Here is a 20894-nt window from a genome sequence, read left to right as displayed (position 1 = left end):
CCCCGATGAAGAAGGCGTCGATTTGTGAGGCGACTCGTCAAAAAAGCATCAAATTACGTCATTCGGTGCCGGTTCATGCAGGTTTTGCCCCCCGGGGCGCTGGAATGAAACCGGCAGAGCGGTTAGTCTAGCGGCGTTGAACCAACCCCATGAGGTACAGATGAAAACCGTATTGCGTTTTAGCCTGCTGGGCGCCTTGCTGCTGGGCGGCAATGCCTTCGCCGCCGAGCCGAAAAAATTCGATATCAGCATGTTCCCCGCCGCCGAAGTGAACCAGGAACGTGTCGTGATCCGTCTGCCGGAAGTCGAGAACGAAGCGGACATGATGGTCGAGCTGCAGGTCGGCAAGAAGATGCTGGTGGACTGCAACCTGCCGCGCTTCGCCGGCAACCTGGAACAGCACAGCGTCAAGGGCTGGGGCTACAACTACCTGACCCTGGGCCAGGTCTCCGGCCCCGTCAGCACCCTGATGGCCTGCCCGGATGGCCAGAAGAAGGAGACCTTCATCCAGATCTACGGTCAGGGCTTCTTCGTCAACTACAACTCCAAGCTGCCGTTCGTCATCTATGTGCCGCAGGAGTATGAAGTGCGCTACCGTCTGTGGCGTGCCGACAACCTGGCTCAGCCAGCCATGATTGAGTGAGTCTCTGAAGCTCAGGTTCAGCGGCTTCACCCAGACCCAAACAAGGCGCCGTATGGCGCCTTATTTTTAGGTTTTTGACCGTCAATTCCTGACGTTTTCTTTACAGAAGCTGACATAACTCCACTATTTTTCAGGCTTTTTTGTGTCAGCCACCGCAAAATGACCCTCCGGGATGAGACAAAGCGCTCTCGATGAAAGATATTTATTAACATAGTAAGAAAATTGATTTTGCACTCTGCGACGGCCTGATGATACTTGCCCGCAAAGGTCAAACTAACCAGAACAAGAGACTATGAGCTTCGAATCAGACAAGCGTTTCAATGACTTCAAACATTTCCCCCGTGGCCTGCGTCGCAGCGGTGAATTCACCGTCGCCGAAGCGGACAGTCTGGAAAAATACGGCACCGTCATGCTGGCCCTCTATCAGGGCAACCAGGCCCCCCGCGACGAGGTCGAGAGCGCCTTCATCGAGCAGGTGAAATCCGGTGCCGCCGGCACCAACCCCCACGCCAAGGTGTGGTTCAAGTACCTCAAGGTCATCGGCCCCAAGCGGGTGCATCGTCTCTGCACCGTGGCCGGTGGCGCCAATGAAGATGCCGGTGGCAGCTTCGAGAGCAGTGGTGGTGGTGGCAGTGACGAGTCCCTCGATTAATGGATACCGAACTGCTTCGGACCTTTATCGAGGTGAGCAAGACCCGGCACTTCGGCCGGGCTGCTGAGAATCTCTACCTGACCCAGTCGGCGGTGAGCTTTCGGATCCGCCAGCTCGAGCAGCAACTCGGGGTCAGTCTGTTTGCCCGCCATCGCAACAACATCCGCCTGACCGCCTCCGGTGAGCGGTTGTTGCCCTACGCCGATGCCATCTTGCACACCCTGGGCCGCGCCAAGCAGGACGTGGCCCTCTCCCCCGGTTTCAGCCAGCAGCTCGCCATCGGCGCCCCGCCCGTGTTCTGGGAGCTCGATTTCAACGACTGGCTCAACCACGTCTATGCCCTGGCCCCCGGCCTCGCGGTGCGGCTCGAAACCGCGTCCCGCGAGCACCTGTGTCGTCAGCTGCTGGAACGCTCCCTCGACTTGGCCCTGCTCTCGGAGCCGACCAAGATCGACGAAATCGCCCTGCACCCCATCGGCGAGCTGGTGTTTGAACTGGTGAGCCGGGATGCCAGTGCCAACGCCGACAGCCTGGTGCAGATGCCCCATATTCATCTGGATTGGGGCACCAGCTTCGAGGCCCAGCCGAGCCGCTTGCAGAGCCTGCAGAAGACCCCTGTGCTGCACTCGAGCTCCGCCAACATGGCGCTGCAGTTCGTGCTGGCCAACGGCGGCGCCGCCTATCTGCCGCGGCGGATGGTGAGCCCCTTCCTGGAACAGGGCAAGCTGCATCTGGTGGACGGGGCCCAGGCCCTGAGCCGCCCGCTCTACCTCGCCTATCTGGAGAAATCCGATCGCCGTGAGCTTATCGATCAGCTGCTGACCCTGCCCCTTGGCTGGGACAACGCCGATCTGCGGCTGCCGCAACCGGAATAAAGGCGGCGCAGCACGTAAGCTGGAATGCAAAAGCAAAAGGGGCCTGATGGCCCCTTTTGCATGGATGATTTCCGAGTCTCAGCCGTGATGCCGACGATCGTTGGCCTGGGCCAGCAACATGCGGCTTTCGCGCAGGAACTCATCCGCCCGCTCACCGAAGAAGCTGGAGACCTGGGAGAAGGCGTCGATGAAGCCCGCCCGATCGCCCCGCTCCAGCAGTCCCAGCGCCTCGCCGAAGTTCTGGTAGTAGCGGCGGATCATGGCGAGGTTCTGCGGCGACGACAAGATGATGTCGGCGTAGAGATGCGGATCCTGGGCGAACAGCCGGCCCACCATGGCGAGCTCCAGCCGGTAAATGGGGGAGCTCAGGTTGAGCAGCCTGTCCAGATTGGCCTGCTCCCGGGAGAGATGCCAACCGTAGGCGAAGGTCGCGAAGTGGCGCAGCGCCTGGATGAAGGTCATGGCTTCGTCGTGGGCCCTGGCCTCCACCTGCTGTAGGCGCGCGCCCCAGATGGTCATCTGATCCAGCAGCCACTGGCTGGCGGCGGGTTCGCGCCCCTGACAGCAGACGATCACCTGCTTGGCGAGGCTCCCGACATCCGGCCCGAACATGGGGTGCAGCCCCAGTACAGGCCCCTGGTGTACCGCCAGCATATGGGCAAGGGGTTCGGCCTTGACGCTGGTGACATCCACCAGCAGGCAGTCCGCCGGCAAGTTGCCCAGCCTGTCTATGATGTCGCAGGTCACGTCGATGGGCACCGCCACCATCACCATGCCGGCGCCGCTCAATATCGCGTCGGCACGCGGCCAGTCGGCCTGCTCCAGGCTCTCGACCCGGTAGCCCGACAGGCTGAACAGCTGGCCGAACAGGCGACCGAGCTGGCCCTGTCCGCCGATGATCACCACCTTGCCAAGCTCAGGCTTCATGCACTTGAAGTGGTGCTCCTTGTCGCTCGCGGATTCCAAGATATAGGATTCGCGCATCACCCGGCGCAGCACATCCTCGATGAGATCCCCGGGCACCCCCAGGGTCTCGGCCTCGGCACGGCGGCGGGCCAGCATGCTCGCCTCCCGATCCGGCGCATAGATGGGCAGGCCATGGCGGCTCTTCACCTCACCCACTTCCCCCACCAGGGCCAGACGGGCGGCCAGCAGATCGATCAGCTGCTTGTCCACCGCGTCTATCTTGTCCCTGAGGGCATTCAACTCTTCGGCCATATCCAGTCCTTGTTGGCGCCACCCCAGGCCGCGCCCTGTGATCCAATCGATGACATGAATGTCATGGACGCGGCACGACCCAGGGTCGTGCCGCGCTTATATCTGCCTGACAAGATACCACGGCTTAAGGCGCGGTTCTGCCCTTGAGGGGCGCGGCCAGCTGACGATGGCAGCGGGCCAGCAGATCGGCGGTAGTATCCCAGTCGATGCAGGCATCGGTGATGGAGACCCCGTAGCGCATCTGCTCCTTGGGCTGCTCGCTGGACTGGTTACCTTCCAACAGGTTGGATTCGAGCATCACCCCTATGATGGAGCGGTTGCCCTCCTGGATCTGGTGGATGACGTTGTCCGCCACCTTGGGCTGCAGGCGGTGATCCTTGCTGGAGTTGCCGTGGCTGCAATCCACCACCAGGCCAGGCAGCAGGCCGGCCTTTTCCAGCGCCTCTTCCGCCAGGGACACATTGACCGAGTCGTAGTTCGGGTGCTTGCCGCCGCGCAGGATCACGTGGCCATCCGGGTTGCCCTGGGTCTGCAACAGCGCGACCTGGCCCTGCTGGTTGATGCCCATGAAGGCGTGGGGGCTGGAGGCCGCCTGCAGCGCATTGATGGCGGTGCCCAGGTTGCCATCCGTGCCGTTCTTGAAGCCGACCGGCATGGAGAGACCGGAAGCCATCTCCCTGTGAGTCTGGGATTCCGTGGTGCGGGCACCGATGGCCGACCAGGAGAAGAGCTCCGCCAGGTATTGGGGGCTGATGGGATCCAGTGCCTCGGTCGCCAGCGGCAACTCCAGCTCGGCGAGCCAGCACAGCAGCTCGCGGGCACGGTGCAGCCCCAGCTCCACGTCGAAGGTGCCGTCGAGGTTCGGATCGTTGATAAAGCCTTTCCAGCCGACCGTGGTGCGTGGCTTCTCAAAGTAGACCCGCATGACAATGTAGAGAGAATCCTGATAGGCGTCATGCAGCGCTTTGAGTCTGGTTGCGTACTCTTTGGCGGCGTCCATGTCGTGGATGGAGCAGGGTCCACAGATCACCAGCAGGCGGTGATCGCGACGATGGATGATATCGGCTATGGTGTTGCGGGCCCCTTGTACGAATGCCAGCGCACGATCGGAGATGGGTAACTTCTCCTTGAGCTGGGCAGGCGTGATCATCACTTGTTCGGACTGGATATGGATGTTGTTCAGGGGATCTCTTTGCATTTTCTCATTCTCTCTACTGTATCAAGCCAAAAGCGCGACTGTATTTTTAAGTTTACACCAGTCATCACTTTGTTACGCAACCGCCCCCACCTTACCAAGGAAAAACAAACAATCAAGTGAAACCAGCGGTGAAATGGCTCAACAGATGAATAAACGACCACCGCGCTGACCTAAATAGCCATAAAATCGGGTACTGACCGTCACCAAAGAGCAAAATATCGTAAACATTAATTTACATTCAGCGAGATGGGATGGACCACAGGGGACGCCTCCCCTTCCCCATTATCGGGTATAAAAAAGCGGGGCACCTGGCCCCGCTTGCGTTCCCGTACTCTCTTCTTCTATTTATCCGTTGTTGTGCGCCTTGATGACGGTCACCGCCTTGTCCGGGAAGTCGCTGAACACCCCGTCCACGTCTGCCTGATAGAGGAAGATGTTGAGCAAGTCGTTGAAGTCCTTGGCATAGGCCGGGATCTGACCCTCATCCTGGCGGAAGGTATAAGGATGCACCTTCAGACCAGCGGCGTGGGCCTCCTTCACCATGCCGGTGATGACCGGCTTGCCGAGGATACCCGGCTCGGTGACGATCATCGGCTTCCAGGGACCTATGCCATCGGCGTAGGTGGCGATGGTCTTCATGGCCCCCGGCTTGAACATCCAGTCGTAGTCATAGGGGGTCGCCTTGCCCTTGGTATCGTAGACCATGGTCTCGTTCCAGTCGGTCTCGGCCATCAGCTGCACCAGTTTGAGATCCATGCCGAGGGCCGGCATCAGCTCGCCGTCGATGCGCTTGAGCTCATCCGCATCGAAGCTCTGCAGGTAGATCTTGCTCTCTTTATTGGTGTAGCCGTACTGCTTGAGCACCTTGAGCACGGCGCTGGAGATGTCCTTGCCCTCGTGGCGGAACAGCCAGGGCGCCTTGATCTCCGGGTAGATGCCGATGTTCTTGCCGGTGCTCTTGTTGAGCCCCTGGATCATCTCTATCTCTTCCTGGAAGGTGTGGATCTTGAAGCTCGATTGCCACAGGGGGAAGCGCGCCGGGTAGACGGGCACCTGCTTGCCATCCACCAGCTGGAACGGCTCCGTCATGCGCAAGGAGCGCACCTCATCCAAAGTGAAATCCACCACATAGTAGCGACCATCGGCGCGGGCCCGGCCCGGGAAGCGTTCGGCCACGTCCGTGATGCCATCCAGGAAGTGATCGTGCATCACCACCAGCTGGTCATCCTTGGTCATCACCAGATCCTGCTCCAGATAGTCGACCCCCATGCCATAGGCAAGCGCCTTGGATTCCAGGGTGTGCTCGGGCAGGTAGCCGGAGGCACCGCGGTGGGCGATGACCACCTTGCCCTCATCGGCCGCCAGGGCCGGCAATGTGAGGGCGGCTCCGAGGCCAAGGGCAATCAGGGAGAGAGGGATTTTTTTCATGAAGTGTGCTCTTTGTTATTGTTTATTGGATGTAGGTTGTTGTTATAGCAGAGGTTTATTGCAGTTTTACGGCGGGCGGCCTAGGCCGCCCGCCTGGATGTCAGCTCGCCTTGGGCAGGGCGTGGTGATGTTCGCCGAGCCAGGCCTGCAGCTGTTGTTGCTCGACTTCGGAGAGGCGCAGCCCCAGCTTGCTGCGGCGCCACAGGATGTCTTCCAGTGAGTGAGCCCACTCCCGGTTGATGAGGTAGCGCACTTCTGACTCATACAGGCCGGCGCCAAAGTGCTGGCCGCGATCCTCGTGCAGCCAGAGGCGGGCATGGCTGCCATAGGCCTCGGCGATGCGCCGCGCGCCGCGCTCATCCAGCCAATCGAACTCGAGCATGTAGGCGCGGGCCAGCTCGGCGGTGGAGCAGTCGAACTCGCCACCGGGCAAGCGGGTGGTGGCGGTCCAATCCTCCCCCATCTGGCCGAACCAGGGCTTGAGCTTGTTGCAGGCGGCCTGGGCCAACTTGCGATAGGTGGTGAGCTTGCCGCCAAACACGGAGAGCAGGGGTGCGCCGTCGGACTCGCCACTGAGTTCCAGGGTGTAGTCGCGGGTCACCGCCTGGGGGGAGTCGGACTCGTCATCGCAGAGCGGCCGCACCCCGGCGTAGGTCCAGATGACCTCTTCGGGGGAGATCTGGCGGGTGAAGTGGGCGTTGACCACCTTGCACAGGTACTCGATCTCGGCGCTGCTGATCTTCGCCTCACGTGGGTCGCCCTTGTGCTCCACGTCCGTGGTGCCGATGAGGGAGTAGTCCTGCTGATAGGGGATGACGAAGACGATGCGGTTGTCCTCGTTTTGCAGGATATAGGCCTCTTCGCGCTCATGGATACGCGGCACGATTATGTGGCTGCCCTTGATGAGGCGAATGCCGCGGGGGGATTTCTCGTGCAGGCTCTCATCATAGAAGGTCTTGACCCAGGGGCCGGCCGCATTGACCAGGCCTCGGCAGGTGACGTTGAACTGCTCACCGCCGGCCCGCTCCAGGGTCAGGGTCCAGTGTTTGGAACCGCGCACCGCCTTGACGCAGCGGGTGCGGGTCTCGACCAGCGCGCCCTTGTCCCTGGCCAGCATGGCGTTGAGCACCACCAGACGGGCGTCGTCCACCCAGGCGTCGGAATACTCGAAGCCCTTGCTGATGCCGTTTTTCAGGCCATCCTGAGGCAGGAAGCGCACGCCGCAGCTGCCCTTGAGTTTGTCCCGCTTGGCCAAATTGTCATAGAGGAAGAGGCCGGCGCGGATCATCCAGGCCGGGCGAAGGTGCGGGCGATGGGGCAGGCGAAAACGCATGGGGCGGGCGATGTGCGGAGCCATGCCGAGCAGCACCTCCCGCTCCGCCAGCGCCTCTTTCACCAGCCGGAATTCGTAGTGCTCGAGGTAGCGCAGGCCACCGTGGATCAGCTTGCTGGAGTTGGAGGAGGTGGCCGAGGCGAGATCTTGCGCCTCGAACAACGCCACCTTCAGCCCCCGCCCCGCCGCATCCGCCGCAATGCCGACGCCGTTGATGCCGCCGCCGACGACGACCAGATCATAATGTTCGCTCATGTTCACCTACTTTCTTATTTTGGCTTTGCCATGACAGCAATGTTTGATTTCGCTCATATTAGAACATGAAAAAATGATAAACGAACATTTTATGGAGGAAATGTGATCGGGATTGTTCTGACAATGCTAAAAATGCTGCCAGTCGGTGACCAGAGGGTCACTCGGGTGCAACCCGGCAGCCCTGTACCAGGCCACAGCCTGTGAGAAAGGCCGCGAATGCGCCGGGCAAAGGGGTGAAAATCAGGGTCAGGGTCAGGGTCAGGGTCAGGGTCAGGGCTGTGAAAGAGTGATACGGGGGAATGGAAGCGAGGCTCGGGAAGTGCAGAGACAAAGCGGCCGCCAGTCGGCGGCCTGATGCCTGATCAGAGAGGGGTTAGCAGATGTGGCAGGGGATCTGGTGCTGGGTCATCAGCCGCATCAGCCGCTCCGGGGGCTCCTCGTCCGTGAACAGGGCGTGGATCTGGCTGAGGTTGCCGAGATTGACCATGGCGTTGCGACCGAACTTGGTGTGATCGGCGGCCAGAAATACCTGGCGGGAGTGGGCTATGATGGCCTGGGCGATCTTCACCTCGTGATAGTCGAAATCGAGCAGGGAGCCGTCGTTGTCGATGCCCGAGATGCCGATGACGCCGTAATCCATGCGGAACTGGCCGATGAAGTCGCGGGTCGCCTCCCCCACGATACCCCCATCCCGGTTGCGGATCTCGCCCCCTGCGATGATGACGGTGAAGTCATCCTTGGCGGTGAGTATGCTGGCGACGTTCAGGTTGTTGGTGACGATGCGCAGCTCGCGGTGATCGAGCAGGGCGCGGGCTATGGCCTCCGTGGTGGTGCCGATGTCGATGAAGAGCGAGGAGCCGTCGGGGATGTTGGCGGCCACCTCGCGGGCGATGCGCTCCTTCTCCTTGAGCTGCATGACCTTACGAGCGCTGTAGGCGGTATTGACCGTGCTCGAATGCAGGGAGGCGCCGCCGTGATGACGCCGGATCTTGTTCTGCTCCGCCAGATCGTTCAGGTCCCGGCGAATGGTCTGGGGGCTGACGTCAAAGTGGGTCACCAGATCGTCGGTCGAGACAAAGCCCTGCCTGGTCAGGACGTCCAGGATCTCCAGATGTCGTTGGGTTTGCTTCACGCTTGCACTCCGCAGATGAGACGAAAAAAGGCCCCGGCAGTGCGGGGCCTTTGGCAGTGTACCCTATCCCTTTTCCGATGGATAAGGGCAGGATCACGTTTTATGCCTTGTTGGCGGCGGCCTTGTGAGCCAGAGACTGATTCTCGTGCTTGAGGGTCATGGCCAGCAGTACGATGGAGAGTACGCAGGAAACCACCAGCACCATGAAGCCACCGTCCCAGCCGAAGTGGTCGACGGTGTAGCCCAGCATGGCGTTGGCGGCCACGGCGCCCCCCAGGTAACCGAACAGCCCGGTGAAACCGGCGGCGGTACCGGCGGCCTTCTTCGGTGCCAGCTCCAGGGCGTAGAGGCCGATCAGCATGACGGGGCCATAGATGAGGAAGCCGATGGCGACCAGGGCCATCATGTCCACGCTCGGGTTGCCCGCCGGGTTCAGCCAGTAGACCAGCACGGCCAGGGTCACCAGCACCATGAAGAGGATGCCGGCCGGGGCGCGGCGGCCCTTGAACATCTTGTCCGAGATCCAGCCGCACAGCAGGGTGCCCGGGATCCCCGCCCACTCATAGAGGAAGTAGGCCCAGGAGGAGTGATCCACGCTGAAATCTTTCGCTTCTTTCAGGTAGGTCGGCGCCCAGTCCAGCACGCCGTAGCGAATGAGGTAGACGAAGGCGTTGGCGATGGCGATGTACCACAGCAGCTTGTTGTGCAGCACGTACTTCATGAAGATCTCCTTGGCGGAGAACTCCTGCTCGTGACTCTCGTTGTAATCCTGCGGGTAGTCGTTCTTGTACTCCTCGATGGGGGGCAGACCGACGGATTGCGGGGTGTCGCGCATCACGAAGAAGGCGATCACGGCGATGGCCGCCGCCGCCGCCGCGGGCACGTAGAAGGCGCTGCGCCAGTCGTTGAACCAGCCCATGCCGAGGATGAACAGCGGGCCTATCATGCCACCGCCCACGTTGTGGGCCACGTTCCAGACCGAGACGATCTCGCCCCGCTCCTTCTGTGACCACCAGTGCACCATGGTACGGCCGCAGGGGGGCCAGCCCATCCCTTGCACCCAGCCGTTCAGGAACAGCAGCACGAACATGATGGCGATGCTGGAGGTGGCCCAGTGCATGGTCCCCATCATGAACATGATGCCGGCCGAGAGCAGCAGACCGGCGGAGAGGAAGTAACGGGCGTTGGATCGGTCCGACACGTTGCCCATCAGGAATTTCGACAGGCCATAGGCGATGGAGACCCCGGACAGGGCCAGGCCCAGATCGCCGCGGGAGAAGCCCTGCTCGATGAGGTAGGGCATCGCCAGGCTGAAGTTCTTGCGAACCAGGTAGTAGCCGGCATAGCCGAAGAAGATCCCGAAGAAAACCTGCCAACGCATGCGCTTGTAGAAGGGATCGACCTTGTCGGCCGGCAACCGCTCGATATGGGGCGCGGGCCTGAAGAGACTAAGCATGTTCTGCTTCCTTATTGTTGTAATGGGCAGTAGAGGGTGCCCTGGACATGTTTACGACCAGTGAGTCCTAATTCGTAAGCGAGCCAATTGTGCTCATTTGTGAACATTTAATCTGTGATGGCGGCTAAATTATTGCAGTTTTATTACAAAATAAATCACCGAGTGAGTGTTCGCTCATTAGCCTGAACCCCTGATAGAACAAGGATTACAGATACCCACTAAGTGGTAAGCCAATCCAAGTTAGCGGCTATTTGTCACATTTTCTTAGCAATGAGTGGGATCTTGTCCACATTTCCGATGGCAGGGGTCTGGTGAATTGGCACAGAAGAGTTATTTTCTCTCCCGTCCAAGAACGAGCGCAAACGAGCATAACGTTTGCGTCAACTCAAACAACAAGAAGAAACGTTTTCGGGCGCAATGAATGGGACAAAAAGATAACGAAACGGAACATCAAACCTACTCTGGGTGGATATAAGGAATAAAAGGTATGAGCATACAAAGACCCAATACCCTGCTTGGCGAGTGTCTCGCCGAGTTTATCGGAACCGGCCTGCTGATCTTCTTCGGTGTCGGTTGTGTGGCCGCCCTGGTGCTGGCCGGTGCCAACTTCGGGCAATGGGAAATCTCCATTACCTGGGGGCTCGGCGTCGCCATCGCCATCTATGTGACCGGCGGCATCTCGGGTGCCCACCTGAACCCGGCCGTGACCCTGGCACTGATGACCTTCGCCGGCTTCGACAAGCGCAAGGTGGTGCCCTTCATCATCGCCCAGATAGCGGGCGCCTTCGCCTCCGCCGCCCTGGTCTACTTCCTGTATGCCAACCTGTTCACCCAGTGGGAACTGACCCACAACGTGGTGCGCGGCAGCATAGAGAGCCTCGGCACCGCCGGCATCTTCTCCACCTACCCCAACGCCCTGCTCTCCAACATGCAGGCGTTCACGGTAGAGCTGGTGATCACCGCCGTGCTGATGCTGGGCATCATGGCACTCGGTGACAGCAACAACGGCGGCCCCAAGGGCTTCGCCGCCGCCCTGCTGATCGGCATCCTGATCGCGGTGATCGGTGCCTCCCTCGGCCCCCTGACCGGCTTTGCCATGAACCCGGCCCGTGACTTCGGTCCCAAACTGTTCGCCTTCTTCGCAGGCTGGGGTGACGTCGCCCTGACCGGCGGTCGCGACAACCCCTACTTCTGGGTTCCCATCCTGGGCCCCATCGTCGGCGCCCAGATCGGTACCGCCCTCTATGTGAAAGTGCTGGCTCCCTGTGTCCCGGGCAACCGTGTCGCCACCGAAGACGCCACCAAACTGTCTAATAAAGAAGAGGCCGCCGCCTAAGAGCGGTTCCCCAAACATGGAGAACATCATGTCTGCTGAAAAGAAATATGTCGTCGCCCTGGATCAAGGCACCACCTCGTCCCGCGCCATCGTGTTTGACCAGAATGCCAACATAGTCGCGACCTCCCAGCGCGAGTTCACCCAGCACTACCCGAAAGCGGGCTGGGTCGAGCACGACCCCATGGAAATCTGGGCCACCCAATCCTCCGTCTTCACCGAGGTGCTGGCCAAGAGCGGCCTGCACAGCGAGCAGATCGCCGCCATCGGCATCACCAACCAGCGTGAAACGACAGTGGTGTGGGAAAAAGCCACCGGCAAGCCCATCTACAATGCCATCGTCTGGCAGTGCCGCCGCACCGCCGCCATCTGCGAGGAGCTCAAGGCTCGCGGTCTGGAAGAGTATGTGCGCGAGAACACCGGCCTGGTGCTGGACGCCTACTTCTCCGGCACCAAGGTGAAGTGGATTTTGGACAACGTCGAAGGGGCCCGCGAGAAGGCGATGAACGGCGAGCTGCTGTTCGGCACCATCGATACCTGGCTGGTGTGGAAGATGACTAACGGCGAGGTGCACGTCACCGACCCGACCAACGCGTCCCGCACCATGCTCTACAACATCCGGGATCTGAAGTGGGATCAGCGCATGCTGGACGAACTCGGCATCCCCATGTCCATGCTGCCGGAGGTCAAGCCCTCCTCCGAGATCTACGGCTACACCACCCGTGGCGGTGGCGCCCGCATCCCCATCGCCGGCATCGCCGGTGACCAGCAGTCCGCCCTGTTCGGTCAGCTCTGCTTCGAGAAGGGCATGGCCAAGAACACCTACGGCACCGGCTGCTTCATGCTGATGAACACGGGCACAGAGCCGGTTCGCTCGAATAACGGCCTGCTGACCACGGTCGCCATCGGTCCGAAAGGGGAAGTGAACTATGCCCTCGAGGGTGCCGTGTTTATGGGCGGCGCCACCATCCAGTGGCTGCGCGATGAGCTCAAAATCATCCACGACGCCCGCGATACCGACTACTTCGCCTCCAAGGTGGGTGACACCAACGGCGTCTACCTGGTACCGGCCTTCGTGGGTCTGGGCGCCCCCTACTGGGATCCGTACGCTCGCGGCACCATGGTCGGCCTGACCCGGGGCGCGAACCGCAACCACATCATCCGCGCCGCGCTCGAATCCATCGCCTACCAGAGCCGCGACGTGCTGGATGCCATGCAGCAGGACTCCGGCATCAAGCTGGCGGCCCTGAAGGTGGACGGCGGCGCCGTGGCCAACGACTTCCTGATGCAGTTCCAGGCGGACATGATGCACACCCCGGTCGTGCGTCCGACCCGCATCGAGACCACCGCCATGGGCGCCGCCTTCCTGGCCGGCCTCGCGGTCGGCTTCTGGAAGAGCTCGGAGGAGCTGGAAGACAAGTTCAGCGTGGACCGCGAGTTCATCCCGCAGATGGACAGAGAAGATCGCGCCAAGCGCTACAATGGCTGGAAGAAGGCGGTGGAGCGCTCCCGCCGCTGGGCCGAGGAAGATTGATAGGGCGACCTGTCACTTCCGTTAGATAAAAAGAGGCCGACAGCGATGTCGGCCTCTTCTATATGTTTCAAATCCACCATAAGCAGCATAACTGCGCCGTCAAAATCGGCTCATCACAACTCATTGGCGCCGAGCCGCTCCTTCAGGAAGTCGAGCCAGACCCGCAGCCGGATGTCGCGCTGGGCGTCTGAGTAGAAGACCGCATGGACGGGGCGCGACGCGCCGCTGTTGCTGCGGGCCAGCACCTCCACCAGGGCGCCGCTCGCACGATCCGGCCCGGTCATGAAGTCCGACAGGCAGACGATCCCCTGCCCCGCCAGCGCCAGCTGGCGCAGGGTCTCGCCGCTGCTGGCCCTAAGCGTCGGGGTGATGGCGAATCTGTCCCCCTGCTCTGCACTTAACAGCGGCCAGTGGTTGAGGTGATCGGGGTGCAAAAAACCGAGCAGCTCGTGCCCTGCCAGCAGATCCGCCGGCTGGCGCGGGGTACCGCGCTCGCGCAAATAGTCGGGAGACGCCAGCAGCCGCAGCTTGGAGCGACCGAGTGGCAAGGCGCGCAGGGAGGAATCCGTCAGCTCGCCGATGCGAATGGCCATGTCCACCCGCCGCTCCATCAGGTTGATGAAGCCCTCGGAGCTGTGCAGTTGCAGCTCTATGCCGGGGTAGCGACGACGAAACTCCCCGATGATGGGCACCAGCCGGTGCAGTATGAAGGGGGTGGCGGCATCGACCCGCAATATGCCCTCGGGTTGCTCCCGGCGCATCAGCAGGTGGCTCTCGGCCTCACTCATCTCGGTCAGCACCCTGACCGCCCGCTGATAGAACCAGCTCCCCTCCTCGGTCAGGCTGACCCGGCGGGTGGTGCGGTTGAGCAGCACGGTGGCGAGCTTCTCTTCGAGGCGCTTGATGCCGCGGCTCACCACTGAATTGTCCATCCCCAGGTTCTCCGCCGCCTGGCGAAAACTGCCCGCCTCCACCACGGCCACGAACAGGGTCAGTTCATCGGAATGGGTCTTCATTGTTGTTATCCTGGCAAGAGCAATGGCGTTTTATAGACGCAATGTCGATAGATTGGCAAGCCATTCTCCCGGCTATCCTTTTGCGCAAAAAAGAAAGAGGCCAGGCGGCGAACCGCAGGGCCTCATGATATCAGCAGCAAACCACTGACTTATTTGACTTTCTCAACCTTGGGTGGCACCCAGCTGCCATCCAGGATCGCCTGCTCGCCCCAATAGGCGCGGATATAGAGGGAGAGCGTTCCCTCGGGAGCCGGCAGCCAGTTGTTGAGCTTCTCCTTGGCCGGCGCCTTGTGGCTCACATACAGGGTCAGGGAGCCATCGTCGTTGAGCTTGAGATCCTTGTTCTTGGTGCCAAGGGAGTAGCGGTTCAGCTCGTTCGGGCTGAACAGGTGCTTGCTGTTGTAGAGGGTCAGGGACCAGAACCCCTTCACCGGTGGCAACTGCCCCTTGGCAAAGGTGACCTGATAGTCGTGCTTGCCATCGAGCTGCACTCCGCCTGCATCGTTGTCCGTGTAGAAGTACTGGGTCTCGTCGGGCTTGTTGTCGAACATGTTCGACTTGGAGGTGCCGGTGCGGTTGTAGTAGTCCACCCCGAACTCGGCGTTGTGCTTGGAGCGGTTCCAGCCATTGCCCGCCGGTACCCCGTTGTTCTGCCACTTGAAGAAGTCGGCGATCACCGTCTTGTCGGTCTGCTCCGCCGCCTCGTTCATCCACTGGCGCACCTTGGGGTCCTGCTTGCCGGCCGCCACCAGATGGCGGAACTGGGCATAGAGGGCCTCTTCCCCGGGCAGGGGGGCGACCTTGGTCAGCACATTGTCGAATTGATCGAAGAACTTGTCCGGGATGACCCACTTGGTCTCACCGGCGCTGGGGTTGGGCTTCTCGCCGATGGAGGGGATGTTGGCGTAGTCATAGGACTTCATCTTGCCGTCGAACTGGCTGAGGGGGTAGGTCATCACCTCCCGCACCGGCGCCTGCACCGCGGCACGATCGGCCTGGGTGTCGTCCATCTGCACCCGGGGGATCACGTTGGCCATCTCGGTGGAGGAGCGGATCACCCCCTCGATCCCCTTGGGAGTCTCCCCTTGCCACGTCGGTCCCACCAGCAGGTAGAAGCCGGGCTTGGAGCCATAGGGCTTGCCGAGGTTCGCTATCTGGTCGGTACGGGCATCGTAGATGGCGTAGACCCAGAAGCGATCGCCAAAGTCAGGCACCTGGATGACCACGGGTTCTTTCTCCAGCTCGAAGAAGCCGAGCCCGTAGACCACGTCCTGATTCGGGCAGGTGACGAAGGTCTCCGCCGGTTTGATGTAATCCGTCAGCATACTCAGCTGCCCCATGGGGGCGACCGGTACCATGCCGCCGTTGAGGGCCGGCTCGGGGGCCTGGGTGATGGTGGCCCGGCGATTGAACTGGTTCACCATGGGATAGCCCCAGATATAGGCCTGCTGGGCGATGGCCTTCACATAGGCCTCCGGCATCCGCACTTCGGCGGCGGGCTTGTTCAGTTGATCGAATGTCGTGGGATGGGGAATGGTCAAGGGGGCCGACTGGGCCATGGCTCCCGCGCTCAGGGCGAGGGCGGTCAGCCAGACGAGTTTCTTCAATTTCATCGAATTCTCCTCAAGGGATGATGCCATTTCCCGGCACACCAGGACGGCGGCCGGGTGCAGGTCAGTCTTACTTGTTAACTTGGACCAGATCGTCCGGGATCCAGGTCTGGTCATAGAAGCCGTCTTCCGTGCCATAGAGGCGCAGGGCTACCAGGAAGTTGCGTCCTTCGATGGTCTTGATGAAGGCACTGTCTGCAACATCTTTTGGCTTGCTGGGCCCAAACCAGAGATCGATGGAGCCATCCTGGTTCTTCGGAATGTCGTAATAGCCGTTGGTGGAGGGCAGCAGCTGATCCGTCTCCGGCATGGTGCCATCCGTGATGTTGTAGGCGGTCACCGCCCAGAACAGGGCCGCCGGCGGGTTGGCGGGCAGGTGCAGCCTGTAGGTGTTGCCACCATCCAGGTGTTTGCCGTCCTTGTCCTTGGTCGCATAGGGGTACTTGGAGCCCGCCCCCGTGGTGTGCATCACCATGGCCGCCGCGCTCGAGTAGGCGATCTGGAAGAAGGCGGCGCGCTGGTTCTTGTCCAGGGTGGCATACTGCATCCACTCGGCGGTGGCCCCCGCCCAGGAGTTCTCCCACTGGCGGTTCGGGTAGTAGAGCTGGCGCTGATCATCGCGTCCCACCTGACGGCGGGCCAGGATCATGCGGGGCGCCATCTCTACCGCTTTTTTAAGCGCCGCCTCTTGCTCCTTGCTCGGGTTGAAGGGCTTGCCCTTGACGATGCCGATGCTGAGCAGGGCGCTGCGGGTCTGATCCGGAATGGCCGTCAGGGGCTCGTAATCGACGAACGCCTTCAGCTTTTGCCAATAAGTCCCGTCCGTCGGATACATCATGGTGACCCGCTTACCGCTAGCATCCGGGAACTGCATCGGTTTGACATCCTTCTCCACGTCCCATAGGGGGTAGACACGGGTGGTCTCCGCATTCTTGACCGCCGGGGCCGGATCCGGCTTGCCCTCCCCCTTGCCCATGATGGTGCGGAAGAACAGGAAGACGTTGTAGGTGGAGGATTTGAACGCGAAATAGCCCTGGGGCACGGGCCCTTCATAATCCGGCGGCAGCAAGAGGTAGAGGCCGCCGCGGGCGCGATCCGGGCCTATGGCCCCCACGTCCGTGATGGTCTGCTGGAAGAAGTCGGTGAACATGCCGATGACGTTGGCCGGCGCCTTGATCACCAGGGGGCCTGTCTTTTTCAGATCCAGATAGCTCATGGAGTAGATGACGTCGCCGTTCGGGGTCGGCACCACGGCGCGGCTGTCCATGCGCTCCTTCCACACCGGCAACACGTTGTAGCCGCTGCCAAAGGTTGCCTCTGAGCCGTCCCGCAGGCCGATTGTGTTCATCAGCGGCAACGAGACCAGATAGGCCTGAATCGCATCCTGGTAATAGAGCTCATCGCTCAGGGACTTGGCCTCGGTCTCATCCAGCCAGTTGCCCTTGTTCAGCTGGGTCATCAGGGGGGACATGGGGGCCTCTGCCGCCGCCAGCATGGGGCTGGCCCCGAGCAGGGCGATGAGGATCGTCGATGCGAGATATCCATGTTTCATAAGGAGTTCCTGTGTTTTTGTCGGCGGCGGGAAACGGAATGACAAGATACCGCCTACGAGAATGGTCTCTCCTGAGTGCGTGGTCAACACAACATTGACTTAACGTATATGCTTCTTTCGAAATGAAAATACACAGATTGCAACAATGAGACCCTGAGCCATCTGGCCGGATCCATGCCAATGAGGAGAGCGGAAATGAGATACAAGGGAAGCTGCCACTGTGGCAGGATAGCATTTGAAGCTGAAGGGGAGCTGACCCAGGCCATGGCCTGCAACTGCTCCATCTGCCAGCGCAAGGGGTCCCTGCTGTGGATGCTGCCGCGCGCCAAGCTGACGCTGCTGACCCCGGACGAGGCGGCCAGCACCTACACCTTCCACAAGCACGTGGTCAAACACCGCTTCTGCCCGGTCTGCGGCATCCACCCCTACTGCGATGGCGTGGATCCCAAGGGCAATCACATCGTCGCCGTCAATGTCCGCTGCCTGGAAGGGGTAGATCCCGAGGCACTGCCGGTGCAGCACTACGATGGCCGGGCCCTGTGAGCGGGTGCTGAGCCAGATAACTCGCACATCGGGGCAGTGAGCTCAGGCGTGCGATAAGCCCCCTTCCTGCCACCGACATTCCCCGGACTCTGCCAACCCCGCACACTGACGATGTGATCTTGTGCAAGCATCCGAGTCGACAACAAGGTTACAATCGACGCCCACATAGGGATGTTCGGAGCCGGCGTCTTGTCGCCAGCTCCGCTTTGTTGTCATGAAAGGGAAGTACTATGCCATTTGAACACCGCCTGTTCGCCGCCCATAAGGAGCTGGCCTGCAAGGGCGTTATGGAGCTCAACTACAACCCACCGCTCATCTGGCTGCTGCGCAAGGCGGGACTCAATATCAGACCACCCTACTATGAGCGCTTTATGGTCAACCTGATCGTGCTGGGGCTGCCGGTGGGCATCATCTGGGGTCTGTTGATGTGGTTCTTCGGTTGGGAGCATGAGGTGAGCATGGGGTATGCCCTGCGCCAGACCAGTTTCTTTGCCATCGGTGTCGGCCTGCTGATGGCCATCGTCTTTTGGGTGCGCCGCCGGCAGCTCAAGCTGACCCCCTGGGAGGCACTGCCCGGCTCCACGCCACGGACCCAGCAGCGCTGGCAGCACAGATAAGCGCGAGATCGCCATCACAGATCGTTTGCAACAGAGGGAAGCAGCCATGACCAAGGCCCATGAAAAACTGAACTATGTGGAGTTTGCCGCCAGGGATCTTGCGGCCACCAAGGCCTTCTTTACCGCCACCTTCGGCTGGCAGTTCGTGGATTACGGCCCAGATTACACTGCGTTTGCGGGGGAAGGGCTGGATGGCGGCTTCTACCGGGCGGATCTGTGCGGCCAGAGCGCTCAGGGCGGTGCCCTGCTGGTGTTCTACAGCGCCGACATTGCGGCGACCCAGGCCAGAGTGTGCCAGCATGGGGGCACCATCATTCGCCCGCTGTTCGACTTCCCCGGTGGCCGTCGCTTCCACTTCGTCGAGCCCAGCGGCAATGAGTTTGCTGTCTGGTCTGAAAAAAGCACCTGACGACATATCAACTTATTTTCAAGAAAAACAAAGGAATTTAATTATGTTTGGATTGGAAGCAGACCGAAACAAATTCAAGAAAGACCCTTTAAGTTATAGCGCTCAGGGATTTCTTCAATGGCGTATGATTGAGTCAATGGTCACAAATTCAGATTTTGATCCATATACTCCACCTACCAATGAAATATTAAAAAACCCTATCTTATGGATATCACAAGCAGAAGCACTGACTCAGGCTGCGGTTACAATAATAAAGTCAGAGCCTAAATTTGAAAATATGCCAATTCATTTTAGAGGAATATGTGATAGCCAATTCTGTGCCATAGGTTTAATGCTGGTTGGGTACAGCTTAGAAGTCGCGCTTAAAGCCATGATGGTTATCAAACACGGTGTGGATGGTTATATAGAAATAGAACGAAAAAATCGGCACCATCGCTTACATGAATTATCTGGAATAGTGCCAAACTTAACTAGAAAAGATAAGGCCATCTTACAAGGATTAACTCACTTCGTGTATTGGGCTGGTCGTTATCCCGATCCTGGCTCAGGCAGAGAAGATGATGCTTCAGAGATATTTGAAATTGCAGAAGACAATGAAATAACAGCTAAAGATATTTTTGATGTAGCATCAAAAATAATGTCTCACACCATTAATATTGTGGATGAAAAGCAAGGAGTTTAAACTTTGTAGTTTCTCCTCATTGCTGCGCTCACCTCAATAGTGTTTTGCGACTGCAGCCCTGTTTCCCGCTTTGGGGGGCGGGCATACTGGCCCTCGTTTTAGCGAGGAGGTTCAGATGTCATCCCCCGTCATAGTGATTGCCCAGCTTGAAGCCAAACCAAAATTCGCCGCCCGGTGCAGGGAAGCCCTGGCACCGCTTATAGCGGCCAGCCAACAAGAAGCCGGTTGCCTGCGCTACCAGCTGCACCAGAGCCTGGATGCTGCACGAGGAGTGGGCGAGCGAAGAGGCTCTTAATGCCCACCAGCAGACGCCCCACTTTATTGCCTTCGTGGCCCAGACCCGGGGCTGGTTTGCCAGAAGCGCCGTTCGCCGCTATCACTTGGCCTGAGCCCCTGCACCACCTTGCTACCCATCAAGCGGGTCAGCCGACGATGGCGACCCGCGTGATGGGCAAACCCGATACACAAGAGCGTAAAAATAGAGAACATGAGGAAATTGATGATGAAAATGCCTGCAATCGGTTTGGGTACCTTCCGCCTGAAGGGCGAGCCCCTGGTCGCCACCCTGAACACCGGCCTTGAGCTCGGCTATCGCCATATCGACACAGCCCAGATCTATGACAACGAGTCCGAGGTGGGACAGGTGCTGGCCAGCACCAGCGTCCCCCGCCAGGATATCTACCTCACCACCAAGGTGTGGACCAGCGAGTTCGGCCCGGGCAAGGTGATCCCAAGCCTGAAGGTAAGCCTTGAGAAGCTGCGTACCGACTATCTGGACCTGACGCTCATTCACTGGCCCTCCCCCAAAGATGAGGTGCCGATGGCCGTCTACCTGGAGCAGCTGGCCGAGGCGAAGGCCCAGGGCCTGACCCGGGAGATAGGGGTCTCCAACTTCACCGTGGCTCAGCTCAAAGAGGCCATCGCCATCCTGGGGCCGGGCGCCATTGACCATCAGCAGGTGGAAATTCACCCCCTGCTGCAAAACCGCAAGGTGGTGGAGTTCTGCCAGGAGCAGGGCATCGCCCTCACCGCCTATATGCCGCTCGCCTATGGCAAGGTGCTCACCGAGCCGCTCCTGCTGGAGATCGGCAAACGCCACGACGTCTCCCCGGCCCAGGTGTCGCTGGCCTGGCTGCTGGCCCAGGGCATGACGGTGATCCCGAGCTCCACCAAGCGGGAGAATCAGGCCGCCAACCTGGCCGCCCTCGAGGTTCAGCTCAGCGGCGAGGAGATGGCACAGATAGCTACCCTGGATCGGGGCGAGCGCTGCGCCAATCCGGATTTTGCACCTACTTGGGACTGATCCCCCTCATCCCCGCCCCTTCTCCCGCCAAGGGAGAAGGAAGAACACAGCAGTCCGGGGCCTTTCTGTGACCCCAGCGGGAGGCATCATGCCTCCCGCTTTTTT

At 60.2% G+C, this 20894-nt stretch carries 19 protein-coding genes and 1 pseudogene; 11 read left to right on the top strand and 9 right to left on the bottom strand.

Translation table 11 applies throughout. The features are described 5' to 3' along the window. Positions 1-160: 160 nt before the first annotated feature. From eco to hdfR, 3 genes are all read left to right on the top strand, one after another. Positions 161-643 (top strand): serine protease inhibitor ecotin, encoded by a 483-nt coding sequence (gene eco / locus ACT5M9_RS20015; RefSeq protein ID WP_438549750.1) that lies wholly within the window; start codon positions 161-163, stop codon positions 641-643. Between the two features lie 292 nt (positions 644-935). Next, positions 936-1295 (top strand): MaoP family protein, encoded by a 360-nt coding sequence (maoP, locus tag ACT5M9_RS20010; protein WP_438549751.1) that lies wholly within the window; start codon positions 936-938, stop codon positions 1293-1295. Beyond that, positions 1295-2170 (top strand): HTH-type transcriptional regulator HdfR, encoded by an 876-nt coding sequence (gene hdfR / locus ACT5M9_RS20005; protein ID WP_457979397.1) that lies wholly within the window; start codon positions 1295-1297, stop codon positions 2168-2170. The genes maoP and hdfR overlap by 1 nt, the downstream gene beginning before the upstream one ends. A gap of 78 nt (positions 2171-2248) precedes the next feature. Here the strand turns inward: hdfR and tyrA are convergent, their stop codons facing one another. From tyrA to glpT, 6 genes are all read right to left on the bottom strand, one after another. Beyond that, a complete protein-coding gene (gene tyrA, locus ACT5M9_RS20000) occupies positions 2249-3388 on the bottom strand; it encodes a bifunctional chorismate mutase/prephenate dehydrogenase (protein ID WP_457979398.1) in 1140 nt (379 codons plus the stop codon). 124 nt (positions 3389-3512) lie between these two features. Beyond that, positions 3513-4586 (bottom strand): 3-deoxy-7-phosphoheptulonate synthase, encoded by a 1074-nt coding sequence (locus ACT5M9_RS19995; protein ID WP_100859538.1) that lies wholly within the window; start codon positions 4584-4586, stop codon positions 3513-3515. Positions 4587-4931: 345 nt separating this feature from the next. Next, the gene (gene glpQ, locus ACT5M9_RS19990; RefSeq protein ID WP_457979399.1) at positions 4932-6014 is read right to left on the bottom strand and encodes a glycerophosphodiester phosphodiesterase; all 1083 of its coding nucleotides are present in this window, start codon (positions 6012-6014) and stop codon (positions 4932-4934) included. 100 nt (positions 6015-6114) lie between these two features. Next, positions 6115-7602, bottom strand: a complete 1488-nt coding sequence (glpD, locus tag ACT5M9_RS19985) for a glycerol-3-phosphate dehydrogenase (protein WP_457979401.1) — start codon at positions 7600-7602, stop codon at positions 6115-6117. A gap of 373 nt (positions 7603-7975) precedes the next feature. After that, positions 7976-8734, bottom strand: coding sequence for a DeoR/GlpR family transcriptional regulator (locus ACT5M9_RS19980; protein WP_349921707.1), 759 nt, complete (start codon positions 8732-8734; stop codon positions 7976-7978). Between the two features lie 100 nt (positions 8735-8834). Then, positions 8835-10190, bottom strand: coding sequence for a glycerol-3-phosphate transporter (gene glpT, locus ACT5M9_RS19975; protein WP_438549776.1), 1356 nt, complete (start codon positions 10188-10190; stop codon positions 8835-8837). Positions 10191-10677: 487 nt separating this feature from the next. On the opposite strand from glpT, the gene ACT5M9_RS19970 reads away from it, so the two are divergent. Then, complete coding sequence (locus ACT5M9_RS19970; RefSeq protein ID WP_457979403.1) at positions 10678-11526, top strand: MIP/aquaporin family protein; 849 nt, start codon at positions 10678-10680, stop codon at positions 11524-11526. A gap of 28 nt (positions 11527-11554) precedes the next feature. Then, positions 11555-13057 (top strand): glycerol kinase GlpK, encoded by a 1503-nt coding sequence (gene glpK, locus ACT5M9_RS19965; protein WP_457979405.1) that lies wholly within the window; start codon positions 11555-11557, stop codon positions 13055-13057. A gap of 113 nt (positions 13058-13170) precedes the next feature. Here glpK and ACT5M9_RS19960 read toward each other — a convergent pair whose 3' ends face one another. The 3 genes from ACT5M9_RS19960 to ACT5M9_RS19950 all read right to left on the bottom strand — a co-directional run bounded on the left by ACT5M9_RS19960 (position 13171) and on the right by ACT5M9_RS19950 (position 17235). Beyond that, on the bottom strand, positions 13171-14073 hold the full coding sequence (locus tag ACT5M9_RS19960; RefSeq protein WP_457979407.1) for a LysR substrate-binding domain-containing protein: 903 nt from the start codon (positions 14071-14073) through the stop codon (positions 13171-13173). A 149-nt stretch (positions 14074-14222) separates the two neighbouring features. Next, entirely contained in the window at positions 14223-15686 is a 1464-nt protein-coding gene (locus ACT5M9_RS19955; RefSeq protein ID WP_457979408.1) for a DUF1254 domain-containing protein, read from the bottom strand. Positions 15687-15753: 67 nt separating this feature from the next. Beyond that, a complete protein-coding gene (locus ACT5M9_RS19950; protein ID WP_457979410.1) occupies positions 15754-17235 on the bottom strand; it encodes a DUF1254 domain-containing protein in 1482 nt (493 codons plus the stop codon). A gap of 195 nt (positions 17236-17430) precedes the next feature. On the opposite strand from ACT5M9_RS19950, the gene ACT5M9_RS19945 reads away from it, so the two are divergent. The 6 genes and pseudogenes from ACT5M9_RS19945 (at position 17431) to dkgB (ending at position 20789) form a co-directional block, all read left to right on the top strand. After that, on the top strand, positions 17431-17778 hold the full coding sequence (locus tag ACT5M9_RS19945; protein ID WP_226044456.1) for a GFA family protein: 348 nt from the start codon (positions 17431-17433) through the stop codon (positions 17776-17778). A 230-nt stretch (positions 17779-18008) separates the two neighbouring features. Then, positions 18009-18395 carry a DUF6404 family protein gene (locus tag ACT5M9_RS19940; protein ID WP_457979412.1) on the top strand — a complete coding sequence of 129 codons (387 nt, stop codon included), beginning with the start codon at positions 18009-18011 and terminating at the stop codon, positions 18393-18395. Positions 18396-18441: 46 nt separating this feature from the next. Then, positions 18442-18804, top strand: coding sequence for a VOC family protein (locus ACT5M9_RS19935; protein WP_457979414.1), 363 nt, complete (start codon positions 18442-18444; stop codon positions 18802-18804). Between the two features lie 43 nt (positions 18805-18847). After that, on the top strand, positions 18848-19486 hold the full coding sequence (locus ACT5M9_RS19930; protein ID WP_408819997.1) for a HEPN domain-containing protein: 639 nt from the start codon (positions 18848-18850) through the stop codon (positions 19484-19486). A gap of 115 nt (positions 19487-19601) precedes the next feature. Beyond that, positions 19602-19875, top strand: a pseudogene (locus ACT5M9_RS19925) (putative quinol monooxygenase). Between the two features lie 110 nt (positions 19876-19985). Next, the gene (dkgB, locus tag ACT5M9_RS19920) at positions 19986-20789 is read left to right on the top strand and encodes a 2,5-didehydrogluconate reductase DkgB (protein WP_457979416.1); all 804 of its coding nucleotides are present in this window, start codon (positions 19986-19988) and stop codon (positions 20787-20789) included. Positions 20790-20894 lie beyond the last annotated feature (105 nt).

This window comes from Aeromonas sp. AE23HZ002T15 (genome assembly GCF_054165525.2).
This window is presented reverse-complemented; position numbering and strand designations above follow the sequence as displayed.

What these genes read in the sequence shown, in the direction of transcription:
- ACT5M9_RS19940 (WP_457979412.1), top strand. Translation starts at nt 18,009, where the DNA reads ATGCCATTTGAACACCGCCTGTTCGCCGCCCATAAGGAGCTGGCCTGC.
- ACT5M9_RS19935 (WP_457979414.1), top strand. Translation starts at nt 18,442, where the DNA reads ATGACCAAGGCCCATGAAAAACTGAACTATGTGGAGTTTGCCGCCAGG.
- ACT5M9_RS19970 (WP_457979403.1), top strand. Translation starts at nt 10,678, where the DNA reads ATGAGCATACAAAGACCCAATACCCTGCTTGGCGAGTGTCTCGCCGAG.
- maoP (WP_438549751.1), top strand. Translation starts at nt 936, where the DNA reads ATGAGCTTCGAATCAGACAAGCGTTTCAATGACTTCAAACATTTCCCC.
- glpD (WP_457979401.1), bottom strand. Translation starts at nt 7,602, where the DNA reads ATGAGCGAACATTATGATCTGGTCGTCGTCGGCGGCGGCATCAACGGC.
- tyrA (WP_457979398.1), bottom strand. Translation starts at nt 3,388, where the DNA reads ATGGCCGAAGAGTTGAATGCCCTCAGGGACAAGATAGACGCGGTGGAC.
- glpT (WP_438549776.1), bottom strand. Translation starts at nt 10,190, where the DNA reads ATGCTTAGTCTCTTCAGGCCCGCGCCCCATATCGAGCGGTTGCCGGCC.
- ACT5M9_RS19995 (WP_100859538.1), bottom strand. Translation starts at nt 4,586, where the DNA reads ATGCAAAGAGATCCCCTGAACAACATCCATATCCAGTCCGAACAAGTG.
- hdfR (WP_457979397.1), top strand. Translation starts at nt 1,295, where the DNA reads ATGGATACCGAACTGCTTCGGACCTTTATCGAGGTGAGCAAGACCCGG.
- ACT5M9_RS19950 (WP_457979410.1), bottom strand. Translation starts at nt 17,235, where the DNA reads ATGAAACATGGATATCTCGCATCGACGATCCTCATCGCCCTGCTCGGG.
- ACT5M9_RS19945 (WP_226044456.1), top strand. Translation starts at nt 17,431, where the DNA reads ATGAGATACAAGGGAAGCTGCCACTGTGGCAGGATAGCATTTGAAGCT.
- eco (WP_438549750.1), top strand. Translation starts at nt 161, where the DNA reads ATGAAAACCGTATTGCGTTTTAGCCTGCTGGGCGCCTTGCTGCTGGGC.
- glpK (WP_457979405.1), top strand. Translation starts at nt 11,555, where the DNA reads ATGTCTGCTGAAAAGAAATATGTCGTCGCCCTGGATCAAGGCACCACC.
- ACT5M9_RS19960 (WP_457979407.1), bottom strand. Translation starts at nt 14,073, where the DNA reads ATGAAGACCCATTCCGATGAACTGACCCTGTTCGTGGCCGTGGTGGAG.
- glpQ (WP_457979399.1), bottom strand. Translation starts at nt 6,014, where the DNA reads ATGAAAAAAATCCCTCTCTCCCTGATTGCCCTTGGCCTCGGAGCCGCC.
- dkgB (WP_457979416.1), top strand. Translation starts at nt 19,986, where the DNA reads ATGATGAAAATGCCTGCAATCGGTTTGGGTACCTTCCGCCTGAAGGGC.
- ACT5M9_RS19955 (WP_457979408.1), bottom strand. Translation starts at nt 15,686, where the DNA reads ATGAAATTGAAGAAACTCGTCTGGCTGACCGCCCTCGCCCTGAGCGCG.
- ACT5M9_RS19930 (WP_408819997.1), top strand. Translation starts at nt 18,848, where the DNA reads ATGTTTGGATTGGAAGCAGACCGAAACAAATTCAAGAAAGACCCTTTA.